Source organism: Clostridium sp. AF50-3, from assembly GCF_003477445.1.
In the GTDB taxonomy this organism is placed as follows: Bacteria; Bacillota; Clostridia; order Lachnospirales; family Lachnospiraceae; genus Otoolea; species Otoolea fessa.
Window position 1 is genome coordinate 286551 of record NZ_QUDH01000003.1, and the last position, 14921, is coordinate 301471.

Annotated in this window: 12 protein-coding genes; 6 read left to right on the plus strand and 6 right to left on the minus strand. The window is 46.3% G+C overall.

Features of this window, described 5'->3' with window-relative positions; genetic code table 11:
• Nucleotides 1-228 precede the first annotated feature (228 nt).
• The 4 genes from DW085_RS05625 to DW085_RS05640 all read right to left on the minus strand — a co-directional run bounded on the left by DW085_RS05625 (nt 229) and on the right by DW085_RS05640 (nt 7410).
• Nucleotides 229-4248, minus strand: a complete 4020-nt coding sequence (locus DW085_RS05625; protein ID WP_118491729.1) for a YDG domain-containing protein — start codon at nt 4246-4248, stop codon at nt 229-231.
• Nucleotides 4249-4460: 212 nt separating this feature from the next.
• Nucleotides 4461-6554: a hypothetical protein gene (locus tag DW085_RS05630; protein ID WP_118491731.1), complete on the minus strand. Its 2094-nt coding sequence runs from the start codon at nt 6552-6554 to the stop codon at nt 4461-4463.
• Nucleotides 6547-6960, minus strand: a complete 414-nt coding sequence (locus DW085_RS05635) for a hypothetical protein (RefSeq protein WP_118491733.1) — start codon at nt 6958-6960, stop codon at nt 6547-6549. The genes DW085_RS05630 and DW085_RS05635 overlap by 8 nt, the downstream gene beginning before the upstream one ends.
• Nucleotides 6961-6999: 39 nt before the next feature.
• Nucleotides 7000-7410: a hypothetical protein gene (locus tag DW085_RS05640; protein ID WP_118481890.1), complete on the minus strand. Its 411-nt coding sequence runs from the start codon at nt 7408-7410 to the stop codon at nt 7000-7002.
• 250 nt (nt 7411-7660) lie between these two features.
• On the opposite strand from DW085_RS05640, the gene DW085_RS05645 reads away from it, so the two are divergent.
• The 6 genes from DW085_RS05645 (at nt 7661) to DW085_RS05670 (ending at nt 13080) form a co-directional block, all read left to right on the plus strand.
• Nucleotides 7661-8308 (plus strand): IS607 family transposase, encoded by a 648-nt coding sequence (locus tag DW085_RS05645; protein WP_181986229.1) that lies wholly within the window; start codon nt 7661-7663, stop codon nt 8306-8308.
• Nucleotides 8256-9410: a transposase gene (locus tag DW085_RS05650; protein ID WP_333523612.1), complete on the plus strand. Its 1155-nt coding sequence runs from the start codon at nt 8256-8258 to the stop codon at nt 9408-9410. Before DW085_RS05645 ends, DW085_RS05650 begins: the two co-directional genes overlap by 53 nt.
• A gap of 201 nt (nt 9411-9611) precedes the next feature.
• Nucleotides 9612-10361: a LytTR family DNA-binding domain-containing protein gene (locus DW085_RS05655; RefSeq protein ID WP_117796267.1), complete on the plus strand. Its 750-nt coding sequence runs from the start codon at nt 9612-9614 to the stop codon at nt 10359-10361.
• Nucleotides 10358-11704: a sensor histidine kinase gene (locus DW085_RS05660; protein ID WP_107000648.1), complete on the plus strand. Its 1347-nt coding sequence runs from the start codon at nt 10358-10360 to the stop codon at nt 11702-11704. The genes DW085_RS05655 and DW085_RS05660 overlap by 4 nt, the downstream gene beginning before the upstream one ends.
• Before the next feature lie 86 nt (nt 11705-11790).
• Entirely contained in the window at nt 11791-12186 is a 396-nt protein-coding gene (locus DW085_RS05665; protein WP_107000649.1) for a transcriptional repressor, read from the plus strand.
• Between the two features lie 351 nt (nt 12187-12537).
• A complete protein-coding gene (locus DW085_RS05670; protein WP_118482569.1) occupies nt 12538-13080 on the plus strand; it encodes an NADH peroxidase in 543 nt (180 codons plus the stop codon).
• Between the two features lie 131 nt (nt 13081-13211).
• Here the strand turns inward: DW085_RS05670 and DW085_RS05675 are convergent, their stop codons facing one another.
• On the minus strand, nt 13212-13796 hold the full coding sequence (locus DW085_RS05675) for a GNAT family N-acetyltransferase (protein ID WP_118469132.1): 585 nt from the start codon (nt 13794-13796) through the stop codon (nt 13212-13214).
• A 113-nt stretch (nt 13797-13909) separates the two neighbouring features.
• Nucleotides 13910-14899, minus strand: coding sequence for a guanosine polyphosphate pyrophosphohydrolase (locus tag DW085_RS05680; RefSeq protein WP_118491735.1), 990 nt, complete (start codon nt 14897-14899; stop codon nt 13910-13912).
• Between the last annotated feature and the right edge of the window lie 22 nt (nt 14900-14921).

Genomic DNA, 14921 nt, shown 5'->3' on the forward strand with positions numbered 1-14921 from the left:
CACGAACCCGCGCTATCGCGCTCTACCGCCCTGCTTCGCATGGCTGTTCGTTCGTTAATGGCGCAAGAAAAGAATATGTCTGCTTCGCAGCCGCATTCTTTTCTCCTGCGCTCATTATATTTTTTCATGAATACAGCTGTAAACACATTGGAATTTCATTTTGACTCGGCTTCATAAGGTATTTAGATAGAAGCCGCAATCAATCAAACTTCGACCTAAATGTTCTTTTTACTGTCTGTCTTTCCCATCCCACACACCATTTTCATCTACATAGTAGCCGTCCGGTGTCAGACGTCCGACATACAGGATGCCTTTTCTTCCGTCTGAGGTCGGGTGGAAATAGTGCCATTTGCCGTCAATCAGGACCCAGCCGGTCTGCATGCCGTGTTCCGGATCGAGGTAGAACCAGCCGCCATAGTCTTCGTCGCGCATCCAGCCGGTCTTGATATAGCCGCTTTCATCGAACGCCCACCAGTTGCCGTTTACCTGCTCCCATGCATATGCAATGCCATTTGTACCGCGTTTTTCTGCCTTCGGGTAGCTGCTGTCTGCGAAGCGCAGCCACCATCCATGTTCATCCTGCATCCAGTGACTCTTTCCGTCATTGGCCGTACTGTTGGCAGTTCCCGTGAGAATACCTATGCTGCTGTTGATTCTTCCCTTCACCGGATCCTGCCTGGTCGCTCCGCTGCCGGAAGACTTGTCACGTCCGGAGGAAGCGCTCTGGCTGCCTGATTGGTCTGGCTTGTCGGAGTCTTCTGGCTTGTCGGAGTTATCTGGCTTATCCTCTGCCGGTGGAGCTGCCTTACTGATTTCAAATGTAAGGGATGCCGGAGCTGGTGTGTTGTATCTGGATTCCCACGTATCAAATTCACCAAAATCAAACTCGGCTTTGATTGTGTGGGTGCCTACAAATGATTCTCCCGGCTTCATCCACTTAAGTACAGCGGTTCCATCTTCCCCTACCGAAACTATATCTGCATCCGGATTTTCATTATCATAGAAATGAACATAACCCTGCAGCTTGTCCTGGTAAACGCCCTGCACTCTGGCAATGATATCAAAATTCTCTTCCTCTGTTCCCAGAATTTCTTTCGAAAGCTGCACTCCGGTCGTCCGGTTCACAGCCGTTAACGTAAGGGTGAGTGTTTCTTTATGAATGTTTATAGTTCTCTTTACAGGTGTAGTTGTACCAAGATAATTTCTTCCCGCTGCCATGGTGATGCTTACATCTGCAGAACCGGTACCTTTAATGGTCACCTGTCCCTGTGCGTCCACGGTGAGAACATTTTCATCCAAGCTTGTATAGTTCAGAGCTCCATCTCCCACTACATTCACACCTGTCAAGGAAAAGCTGTCGTCTCCATAGGTTTTTTCTCCGGTCCATGCTTGCGGATCGATCGAAACCGAACCCTGTATCTGATGGATCGTTCCGGTCTGGGCTGGATATGTGATAAGGTAATTCTGCAGATTCACTGCACTCTCACCTGTCTCAACTCTCGCCTCTGAGGAATCAATGGTTACCGTCTTACCGGTTCCGGCATTGGCATCTTCAAAGGTTCCTTTCAGGTCGCGGATGTTATAGCTATGACCCGTGCTCTGACCCGGAGTTTCTATCTCCACCGTCGCCTTTAATGCGATATCGGCACTTCCGTTATAGTCTTTTTCAATAGGTGTCGTAATAACTGCTCTCAACTTTTTCGGAGATATCTCCGGAACCACACTTTGGGTCAAAGATTTTCCATACTGCCCTTCTGATGTTTCAGTCGGTATAAATTCTACCTGATATGCAGTGGTTCCCTTTACCTCCGGATAAATGGAGGAAGCGGACATTCCGCTCTGATCCGCACTGAACTTCCATGTTCCTGAAACCGGTGATCTACCATAATTAACAACCTGAAATTCCTCTGCCAGCTTTACCGGAATATTCTCAAGCGTCTGTCCATAGGTTCCTTTCGCTTCAAAGGATACAGCGCCAGCGGGACCGTCGATCAGTAATGCATCCGGTGTTGTCACCTTCAAACGATCAGCCGGCTTCGATGCAAAACTCTTGTCTGTTGCTTTCACACGAAGGGTTATATAATAGGTGTTAGCCGGAGTCAGACCATTAAACCAATTACTAAACTGAGTCCCTGGCTGCCACTGAAGCTCACCATCCACGGATTTAGCAATTCCGTACTCACAACTGGAATCAGCCGTCCCTGCTACCTTGATATAGTAGCTGCCTTTCGTTACATTTGTTATCTGTATCGGATCCGGTTTTTCCGGTCTTATCGGAAGCTTTATCTCGGTTGCTTCGCCTGCGGCTGCCTTTCGCACATACAGGGTAATCTCGTTCGCATTCTTCGGCTGTTTGTCCAGAATTTCTGTCAAAGAAGCCTCGCGTCCTGCCCGGATCTTCGTCCAAGTTGCAGAATTCTCGGATTCCGCATATTCGAGATCATACAGAGCCGTATTTTTCAGGACTTCCCGTTGATAATCAATAGAAGTCTGTTCACGCTCCAATACATTTTCAGCCGTGTCTGCCTCAACCTTTCCGGTAAATTCCACACCGCCAAAGGAGGCTTTCACTGTCTCCGATGCCGGAAGGTACATATAGAGCTTTCCGTTGGAATCTGTCCGGACATCCTTAAAGCCGTAGGAAATATCTTCCAGCTTTGCAGTTTCAACCGGAGCATCTTTCTCATGGATACCGGTCAGATCCGCAGTGGTGTAATAAACCGGATTACCGTTCCCATCTTTGGGCTTATTCTGTTGCCACTTTCCATCTGCAGTCTTTTCCCAGCCATAAATGATCGGTCGCGATATATATCCATTCGCCCCTATCAAACAGATCGTTCCACCCTTAATCTTCACATCAGTTGGTGCCTGTGTATTATCATTTTTTCCCATCCCAATATGGGCGATTAATCTCTCCCATGACTCCTTAATATCCAAGCAGATTGTGCCGCCGTCAATCAGCACCTTCGATGAACTGTCATTACCACTTCCGATGCAGGCTCCCTGTTCAGAATAGGCTGTAATCATTCCACCATGAATCTCAATATCGGCAGTTATCGCCATCGCCGGTTTACTACGGGCATATCCAATACCGCTTCCAATTCCGGCACCGTTCGACGAGCTTGCATTCACCGTTCCGCCTTCTATCACGATTTTACCGGTTCTTTCCTTGCCATTAGCACCTCCTGTTCCGATTCCGGCACCCCAACTACCTTTTGCAGTTACAACTCCTCCGCTAATCCGTATTTCTATTACACTTTTTCCTTCCGAAGCACCGATGGCAGCTCCCCTAGAATTGTAATTCATCATTTTTGCAATTACATTTCCCCCCTTGATGTGAATGATTCCTGCATCCTGTTCTACATTTCCTCCAATTGCTGCACCCGTCCTGCTTGCATTTGTATTATTGAGCACCTCTATGGAGCCCTGCTGTTCCGGCTTACTATCAATCGTAAGCTTTGCATCCTTCGCCACACTGATGCCGGCAGGTGAAACAGTTAACTTTGATGAAGATGTCGCTGATTTATTAATCGAAATCTTGTTTTCCCCTTCCAGATAGGCAGTCACCTGGGATTCTCCGTTTATCTGAATCGGTGCGATAGCCTTTGCCGGTGTAATCGTAAGGTTATTGAATACGAGTTTTAATTCCTTGGAGGCTGGTGTATCCACGGAGAGATGATAATTCTCCACATTATTCCCAGATGAAGTGATCCGATAGCATTTAGCATAGGACTGGTCTATTAACTTCTCACTAACCACCTGATCAGAATCGGCTGCTTTTTTAGAATAAGAAATCGCCAACTGACCATTATCCGCGTAAAAAGATATATCTCCAAGGGAAAGATCCAGCTCTCCCTCCAGTGCCTCTGCCGCATTTAATACGGTGATATCCGTTCCGGCAGCCTCTGCCTTTACCGTTTCGCTGTCCAGAGTAAAGCTTCCTCTGGAGCTGCCTAATTCTGTGATGCCTGTCTCTATCACAAACCGGTAATTTCCGGCCGGAAGATATGCCAGAGCATATGCATGATTGCCTGCTTCTGCATCGATTGTCAGCTTCCCGTCAAAGGCAAACTGGCCTTCTTCCTGCTTTAATTCCACCAGAGTTTCTGAAGCAGCTCCAGCCAGTCGTCCGGCTGTCAGGGATACATTCTCTGCCGCTTGCACATTTGATGAATAGAAGTGGAACCGGACAGGATACAGGTGTTCTCCGATGGTAAGGGAAAGGTTCTTTTCCTCCTTTGACTCCATCGAGAGGGATCCTGTTACTCTAAAGCTATTCGTATTTTCTCCTTCCCCTCCTTCTTCCTGTACCTGAACCGATACCGGAACCTCTCCGGACAGGGGCGTATACCAGCTGACTTTATCAGTCTTTAGCTGATAACCGGAAGCTTTTTGAGATAAATAGGTTACTACATCCGGTGCAGTGCCGCCTTCGCTTGCTTCTTCCCCGATTTGAACTGTCAGGTATATTTCTTACCATCCCTCAAACGGCCATCATGGATGGTCAGATCCATTGTCTTCTGGTAGGCAGTTTTTCCCAGCGCGACGGAGATGGTTTCATCTATTCCTTTTTTCAGAACAACCGTTCCCGCCATCGTCTTACCTGTCCCGCCATCGGAAGGCTTCAGCGCTACAACCATCTGCATATTTCCAAAATAGCCCATCCACTGGGTTATATCCGGTATCGCTCCCCTGAATCCGGAGACGGTCATCTGAGTCCTTGTTTCATAAACCGGAGTTGCTTTTTCTGTATCACTTTCCTGATACAGGGATATGTCAGCCTGATAGGTTCCCTTTGGAAGCTGGTTATCATAAGCGGTGATCTGGAATGTTTTTTTCCCGTAGGTACATTCTTCTCCTCGGGGCGCAATCTTGCTTTCAAGCGGCAGCTCCAGCTGCACCTCCTCGGAAATAGTGACACTGCCGCCTTCCATGCTATTTCCAGGAAGATGCATTAACACTCCATAACCAATATTTCCGCCCTCTACCTTAACAGATCCACTTAATATCTGGATATCGCCACAGGATAATTTTAAATCAGTCACTCCATTCCATCCGCTGCCGATGGCAGCTCCCAGATATTCTGATTTTTCATTCTTATAAAAAGATACGGCTATATTGGGAGCTTCGTCTTTCCTCCCGCCGATCACGATCGTGTCTACACTTCCACCCATTCCGCCTCCGATTCCAGCTCCTGTCTGCCTTCCTCCTTTTGCGGTTATCTTTCCACCCAGTATTTTAATGGTTCCGCCGATTCCATAGCAACCGGTTCCGATTCCGGCTCCTCCATGATAATCCCTCGAATAGGAAACCCAATAAGCTCCACCTTCAGCTTCGATAGTTCCGCCCTTGATTATAATCGTTCCTGTCCTACAGTTATTATCTGCACCTTCGTCACTTGCTGTTCCTTTTCCTCCGATTCCTGCCGCACCATATCCGCCTCCGGTCGCGGTCAGACTTCCAGTGCTCTCTTTTGTAATGATCAGGGTCGCTTTTTCCTCAACCCCAATTCCAGCGCCGCCATATGTACCCTTTAATGTATTTTCCCCTTTTACTGTTAGATTTAATTTTGCCTTTCCTTTCAGAAGGATTCCGGCTGCATCATCTATGATATCAGTGCCATAGCCAACATTTACATTATCGATCGTTAAATTTACCGTAACATCATCAATTACAATACCACCTTCGATTTTCCGGCCTTCCGATAATCTCTCCGTCGGATGATAGGTGCCAGTGATCGTCTTTCCATTAAACTTAGACACATTGGTTTTATCAATTACCAGATAATTTCCATCCAGATCATACTCCTCGCCTGCCAGAGTCATCAGCTGCATCTCTCCTACGAGAACGCAGATTTCCGGAAGCTCTGCCTCCTCTCCCAGTGAATATTCCTCCGGCAGAACCGGTGTATAGACATAGGCACAGCCGTTGTAGTTCTGGTTTGCCTCCTCATAGCCTGCCCAGGTCTTCGTCGAGGTCTCGACCGGCTCGCCGTCCTCGTCAAATTCCTCGAAATAGTCTTTTTCGGAAATGCCGCCGTGAAACTCCGAAAGGTCACTCTGCTCTTCGTCCAGTTTCCAGGTTATGCCGGAAATCTGCCAGACTGCCGTTTCCGCATCTGTATCTTTCTCTGTGCCCTTATCCACTGCTTCCACCAGATGCACGTTCTGGCTGTCTTGCGCCAGCGTTTCATCCGCCTCTTCCACCTTAACCTCCAGTGTATCCGGAAGGATGATATCGCTTTCTTTGGCACCCAGAGGGAGCTTCTGCACCGCAACTGCCTCATCTAACTCCGAAAATCCGAGGATTGCCGGGCCTTTTTCTTCCGGAAGCACCGTCACCTCGATGCTTGGCAAAAAGCCGGTATCCAGTTCATAGCGGCTGCTTTTCAATTCCGCATCAAACACATAGGTATCCGGTGTTTCTCCGTCGTATGTATCTTTCTCACTGAAGGTCTCATCCAGAACCCAGCGGACCTTTACTTCCTTCCAGTTTTTATCGGTTTTCGTCCCGTCCGCATCGGATGGGGATGCTTTCTGCTCAGTGTCATCCACCCCCCCCTATTTCCGATTTTTCTGTAGCATCTGCCTCAGATGGGGATGCTTTCCGAACTGTACCATCTGTTTCAGATGAAGAAAGCGTCTGAGACTTTTTTTCTGTTTCCACTTTACCGTCTCCGCTTTGAAGCTCCGACGGCGTAGCAATCTTTTCTGCACCGTCTTCTTCATCCGATGCTTCTTCTGCCAAAACCCGCACCTTCAGCTTGTCCGGCAGCTCCAGATCCTTATATTTCGTTCCATACGGAACCTCCTGATGCAGGATTTCATCCGAAAGCTCCTTCACTTCCTCGATATACTGCACCGAACTGCCTGCCAGCACCTGCGGGTGCCAGTCACAGGTATTCCATATCATCACCGCCGCCAGCACCGCTGCCAGGGCACGCTTATATTTCTTTTTCATGCTGTTTTCCTCCATTTATTCTGAGCGAATTTTTCTATTTCAGTCTGTTTCCCACTTGAACAAAATACTTTTTCTTCCGAGCCAGCAGCTTTCGCTGCACGCCGCCAGAAGTTCTTCTAATTCTTCTTTTTTCGTCGGAAATACCCCGAATGCAGTCACATGGATCCGCCAGGATTCAAGGGCATTGTCCCGGTCGGAAAGCCAGATCAAGGACGCCGCCGGGTTGTTTTCCCGGATTTTTTCTACGATTTCCGCTCCCTGTCTGCCCTGGACGGATGCCAGCATAATGAGGTAGGGATTCCCCTTTACAAAGTGCAGATATGCGTCCAGATCGCTGATATACGTGTGAATCATCGGCCATCTGCGGTTTTCAGTCAATATTTCACGCAGCATTTTTTCCAGTCCTTCAATGTCGGTCGGTTTTTCTCCATATATCACTACCCGTACCATATCCCACCTGCCTTTTTTGATTTATCTGTAACAACATTTCATTTACATTTCGGGTCATAACTTTTATACTATAAGCATACCAAATGAGCGATTTAATGAAAACCACATCGACGCAAACGGTCAAACCTCGACCTAAATGGTCACAGTTTTGAATAAAGGAGAATATATTAAGTAATCGAATTTATTGACCAATGTGATTAAATGTGTTTAAATATACTCAAAGGAGTAAATTATTATGAACACATCAAATATCACAAATTACAAGCCAAAAGATTTCGCTGAACTGTTAGGGGTATCCGTAAAAACATTACAGCGTTGGGATAGAGAAGGAACTCTAAAGGCAAACCGAACTCCAACTGATAGACGTTATTACACTTATGACCAATATCTGCAATTCAAAGGAATAAATACTGAAGATGACCAACGTCAGGTAGTTATTTATGCCAGGGTATCTACAAAAAATCAAAAAGATGATTTACAAAACCAAGTTGCATTTTTACGACAGTTTTGTAATGCTAAAGGTATTATTGTAGACCAGTGCATTGAAGATTATGGAAGTGGTCTTAATTACAATCGTAAAAAGTGGAACGAATTATTAGATGAAGTGATGGAACAAAAAATCAAAACCATAATCGTAACTCACAAAGATAGATTTATCAGATTTGGTTACGACTGGTTTGAAAAATTCTGTACGAAGTTTAATACGACCATCGTGGTAGTGAACAATGAAGAACTATCACCACAAGAAGAACTCGTGCAGGATATTGTTTCAATACTCCATGCGTTCTCTTGTAGGTTGTACGGACTTCGTAAGTATAAAAAACAAATAGAAAGGGATGTGGAAATTGCTAAAGAGCTTCAAAACGGAAATAAATCCGACAGAGGAGCAGAAAGTTAAGATCCGTAAAACAATAGGAACTTGTAGATATATTTACAACTTCTATCTCGCTCACAACAAAGAGCTTCATGACAATGGAGAAAAGTTTATGAGTGGTAAAAGTTTTAGTGTCTGGCTGAACAATGAGTATCTTCCCAAAAATCCAGATAAGCTATGGATTAAGGAAGTCAGTTCAAAATCTGTAAAGCGTTCAATCGAAAATGGTTGTGTCGCATTTACCAGATTTTTCAAACATCAAAGTGCTTTTCCTAATTTTAAAAAGAAAGGAAAATCTGATGTGAAGATGTATTTCGTAAAGAATAATCCAAAGGATTGCCGATGCGAAAGACACAGAATTAATATTCCATCACTTGGTTGGGTTCGTATCAAAGAAAAAGGATATATTCCTACGACAAAAGATGGGTATGTAATTAAAAGCGGTACGGTATCTATTAAAGCTGGTAGATACTATGTATCCGTTCTTGTAGAGATTCCTGATATGCTTATTGATAGCAGTAATAATGATGGCATTGGGATAGACTTAGGCTTAAAAAATTTTGCTATTGTTTCAAACGGAAAGACGTACAAGAACATTAATAAATCAGCAAGATTAAAGAAACTTGAAAAACAACTACGAAGAGAGCAAAAATGTCTCTCTCGTAAATATGAATATTTAAAGAAAGGAGAGTCCACTCAAAGAGCAAATATACAAAAGCAAAAGCTCAAAGTACAGAAACTTTATCATAGACGGGATAATATCCATACTGATTACATCAATAAGATAATTGCTGAGATAGTGAAAACCAAACCATCTTATATAACGATTGAAGATTTGAATGTGTCAGGTATGATGAAGAACAGGCATCTTTCTAAAGCTGTTGCATCACAGAAATTCTACGAGTTTAGAACTACACTGAAAAGCAAATGTGATGATAACAATATTGAACTTAGGGTTGTAGATAGATTTTATCCATCTTCTAAACTATGTCATTGTTGCGGTTCTATAAAGAAAGATTTAAAACTTTCAGATAGAATCTATAGATGTGATTGTAGCTATGTTGCAGATAGGGATCTCAATGCGGCACTTAATTTAAAAGATGCTAAAACTTACAAGATTGCATAATGAAAAGCAAATGTAAGTATGTACCGAAGGCTATTTCGGGAATTAACGACTGTGGAGTATACAAGAACTTGTGAGTAGCATATCTGTTTACAGATTGTAAAAGCATATACGATGAAGCAGTAAGTAATGTTCGTGAGAACTTACAACATCTCGATGTGAGTATATTTACACACATTTTGAGTGGCAGGCGGTTGAGCTTTGATGCATTTTGCGATTGTTGAGGACTTGAAAATAGATCAGAATCATCTGATTCATTTGATACAGGAGAACTTGGAGAAGCACGGGGAAACGGCGCACTTTGACTGCTACGAGAGCGGCGAGGCATTTCTGGAAGCGTTCCGTCCGGGACTTTTTAATGCGGTTTTTATGGATATTATGCTGGACCGGAACGGGCGCAATGGCATTGACACGGCGCTGGAGCTTCGCAAGAGCGCGCAACGTCTCCCGATCGTTTTCACCACATCGGAACGCGATTATTCGCTGCAAGGCTATCGTGCCCATCCCCTTGATTATCTCTTAAAACCGGTTGAGGAAAAGGCGCTTGCCTGGTGTCTCGATGAGATCCGGACATTTCTTGCCGCGCCTGCCTACATCGAAATTCAGGCGGCGCTCGGACGGGGACAGTCATCCACGCAGCGGATTCTGCTTGATGATTTTCTGTATGCGGAGACGCAGAACCACCGGCTGATCATCCACACCAGTTCCGGTGACACCGCCACACGGATTTCTTTTTCGGAGCTAATGTCGCTGCTCCCGAAGGGCAGACGTTTTTACATGAGCGGACGCGGGCTGCTTATCAATTTTTCACAGGTTGCCTCGGTGGACGAGGACGGTTCTGTCCATCTGAAAAACGGCAGCTGCTTTTTCTGCAGCCGCCGGAAGAAAAAAGAGACAAAAGAAGCATTTGCAACCTACTTGTTTGACACATTGCGGAAGGGAGGTACTCTATGAACTGGTCTGTGTTTGGCAAGGCTTTTCTCGTTGAAACCGTCTATTCCATTCCTTTTTTTATTTTATCGATTCTGCCATTTAAAAAGCAGCTTCGATTTCCGATTAAAATCCTGATTCTGTTCATTTTTATCGGTCAGCTGCTCCAGTCCTCCCTGTATACCTACCTGATCAGCCACGGTAAACCGACCCGGGTCACCGACACGGTATTTGCCTTCGTTTCCCTGGCGATCTATTTTTTATGTGTGAAGGCTAATTTCTGGAAACTTCTGTTTCTGGGAAACTTCATCCTGAATTATTTTGTCACAGTCCGGGGCATCTGTTTCTTTCTGGAAAGCCGTCTGTTCTACGATCCCAGCATTACCTATTATTCACTCCGCGATCAAAGCCTGCTGCTCATCTCGATTCTTCTGCTTCTGACGCTCCCCCTCGGGCTCAAATTTATGAAAAATGCCACGGAACGCGTTTTTCAGGTAGACAGCTCCGCATTCTGGCAGAAAGTCTGGTTTATTCCATTTTCATGCACCCTGATTATCTGCGCTTATAACTTTGATTTAAACATTGATACCGTCCGCAAGTTCCGTTTTATCCTCACGCGCCTCTGGCTCTTTGCTATGACAATTCTCATCTACTATGTCCTTTTGGAAGCGCTCAATGCAGTCCGCCAGCAGGCGCAGTTGGAAGAACGCGCGGCGCAGCAGGACACCCTCCTGGCGATGCAGTACACACAGTATCAGCAGCTTTCCCGCCACATCGAAGAGGTGCGGGAGGCGCGCCACGACCTGCGCCAGCACTTAAATCTCATCGAGCATTACCTGCAAAGCGGGAAAACGGAGGATCTGAATACCTACATCGAACAATACCGTATGACGCTTCCACCGGACACCGCGCGGACCTGGTGTGAAAATTATGCGGTCAACACGATTATCAGCTATTACGGCGAGGAGGCACGCAAGGCGTCGGTCGATTTTTCGGTCCGCATCCAGCTTCCGCCCTCTCTCCCGCTGGGTGAGCCACAGCTCTGCTCGATCTTCGGCAATCTTCTGGAAAATGCCCTCGACGCCTGTCGGGAATGTACGGACAGCGCGCCGTTTATCCGCATCTGCGCCCAGGAGGATGCCGGTCACATCGTGATCGCCGTTGACAACACCTGCTGCCATCCGCCGATCGAGGAAAATGGGCGGTTCCGCTCGACCAAACATGACGGCTTCGGCACGGGAACCGCCTCCATCCGTTCGATCGCTGAGCGGTACCAGGGTCTGGTGGATTTCCGGTATGAGGACGGGATCTTTTATGCATCGGTGATGTTGAAATTTGACTCTAAAATTTCTCACGGAAATCTTTGAAAAAAGATTGACTTTCATCGCGTCAGGACGCATAATATAAATAATAATCATTATCAATATTATTTAGAAGGATTGGAGTGTCGCTTATGAAAACCTTAAAATACAGCCGTCAGCGCGAATCGATCAAAGCCTGCCTGATGAGCCGGAAGGATCATCCGACCGCCGACGCCCTTTACACCAGCATCCGGGAACAGTTTCCGAATATCAGCCTTGGAACCGTTTACCGCAATTTAAACCTGTTAGTTGAGCTGGGCGAGATCCGGAAGCTGTCCTGCGGCGACGGCACGGATCATTTCGATTATGATACATCCCCACATTACCACTACGTCTGCCGCCAGTGCGGACGGGTCATGGATATTCCGATGGAAGCAACCAAGGAGCTGGAGACAGCCGCCAAAGAATTTGCGCCGGGAACGATCGATGACCATACCGTGTTTTTCTATGGGATATGCGATGAGTGTCTGAAAGGGGAAAAACACTAATATAGAAGCGGCTGATTTTGTATCGGAACAGACGGGACCAAATGAGCCGCTTCCCGATTTCTGCCATGCGCTGACCGGGTATGAATACATCACCAGCGAAAAAGTTCTGAGAATATCCAGGTTATCGATAAAAATGAAAAAAATAAGAATTATTTCTATTTTTTTATTGACAAACACAGGATCTATGATATCTTAATATCAGTAATCATTACTGATTTCATTTAAGCCAAATAAACGATTTCGTTTTAAAAGCTCCTATGAAACAGAATGGTTGCAAGCAACTTTACTATCTATTTATTGTTTCTATAAAACACGAAATTAAAAATTTATTTTAGAAAAGGAGAATTGACTATGAAGAAATTTGTCTGTACAGTATGTGGTTACGTATACGAGGGTGAGGCTGCTCCGGAAAAATGTCCAGTATGCGGCGCTCCGGCTTCCAAGTTCAAAGAGCAGTCCAGCGAGATGAGCTGGGCAGCTGAGCACGTAGTTGGTGTGGCACAGGGTGTCAGCGAGGATATTCTCGAAGATTTAAGAGCTAACTATGAAGGCGAGTGCAGAGAAGTTGGTATGTACCTGGCGATGGCACGTGTAGCTCACAGAGAGGGCTATCCGGAGATCGGTCTGTACTGGGAGAAGGCAGCTCACGAAGAGGCTGAGCACGCTGCTAAGTTTGCAGAGCTTCTGGGTGAGGTTGTAACAGATTCCACCAAGAAGAACCTGGAGATGCGTGTAGAGGCTGAGCACGGCGCAACCGAAGGCAAATTTGACCTTGCAAAACGTGCGAAAGCTGCTAACCTGGATGCAATCCATGACACCGTTCATGAGATGGCTCGTGACGAGGCTAGACATGGCAAGGCATTTGAGGGTCTGTTAAAGAGATACTTCAACTAATCTGAGTGAATGAATGGACAGCGCATTACGGCGCTGGTGAATAAAAGAGAACTGATCAGGGCGTGTGAAAATGGGAAATTCCTTTTTCACACGCCCTGTTTATTTTATGCAGATTTGTTTTATGTCTCTGTTCAAAAAGACGCCAAAATCTTATCTACCGTCTCCTTCTCCATCTTCCCAATCGGAATCATCTCCGCCGGTACGTCCTCATACGGCAGCAGCGCTTTCTCATACCAGGTAACATCATGCCATTTTCCGCTCTTATAGCCGGTATTCCTGCACACGCCCATCGTCCGGAAGCCGCATCCATTATGCATCGCATCGCTCTTCAGATTCGGACTCGTCACCAGACTGTAGACGGTGTGGATGCCCTGCGCCTTTAAAAGTTCCAGAAGCACCAGAAGCATCCGTTTGCCGATGCCCTTCGACGTCACCCGACTGTCCAAATACTCAGAAAGCTCTGCATTCCAGCGGTACGCCGCGCGCTCAAGCTGCTTATGCCCATATGCATAGCCAATGATTCTGCCCGTTTCATCCTCGCAGACAATCCACGGATATTCTGTCGTGATCGCCCGGATGCGCCCCTCAAATTCCTCCAGGGACGGCAGCTCCGTCTCAAACGTGATCGGCGTGTCCATATATTGTGCATAAATTTCCAATATCGCAGGTGCATCGGCGATAGCAGCCAGACGCAGGCGGCAGGATGTATGATCCATAAACTGGTTCCTCCCTATCATTTTCGGTCATTTTTCCTTTACAGGCAACTATATATGAATCTTCCCGTTTCGTCAACTATTCGCAACCGGATTCATGCCTGCCCGTGAACCCCTCAATCCACCAGCTCATTCTGATGCCTCGACAAATGCTCATACGGCAGAATCAGCCGCCCCCGGTACAGCCCGCAGCCGTCATTGACCAGGTCATTGTTGATCGCCGAAAACATATTGACATCGAGCTCAGCCAACTTGAGCGACACCAGGCGCTGGCAGCGCTCGTATGCCTCGTCAAAATAAACGCACGCGCCCTCCGGAATCTCATCCCGTCTGGCCCGCTCGCCCTCCTGGCGCTTTTCGTAGCTTAAATGATTGGCCACGCCGATCTCCGCGATATCGTCCATGTGCTTTGTGCGAAGCTGTACCTCCACATAGCTTCTGGAACAATTATCGTAAAACGTAATATGCAGAGACTGGTAATCATCCGAACTATTTCCGCAGACATAATCACGGTAGTACGGCCTTACCTCCTCATCCATCAACGGGGAGGTACTCTCCTTCACCCCGTAGGCCGGTTCCGCCGTAAACCCGCGTTCCTCCAGAAATCCCGGAAGTTCATTCGCAATCTGGTAGAGGTACCGGATATCTGCCTCCTGCTGCGATTCCCCCGGTTTCAGGTAACACTTCGGCAGTGAAATCACGATCCGGTACGCAATCAGGTCGCGGAAACAGCTCAATCTCTGCTTCAAATCGGAGATCGACGGAAATGCCTTATGTTCTGTATAACAGTCATAAATATATTCGACGATATATCCATTAAATTTCGCCTCCGAGCGGATCAGCGACTTGATTCTTCCCTTAAAGTTAAATGCCAGAAGCGGATATTCCTTTGCCATATGAATATAAAATTCCCGGATCTTCTGTGACTGGGTCGTCAGGAAATCATTGTATTCCAAAAGTTCCCGGATCTGAATCAGGAAATTTGCATGTATCAGGTCTATCTCATTGTTTGTCTGTTTTGCCTCCGCTTTCAAATCCCGGCTGTAATTCTTTAAAATCTTAAACATCGTATCGCCGGAATACAGATAATCGTTTAAGGTCACCATGGTCCTCACCTCCCTGCTTCAG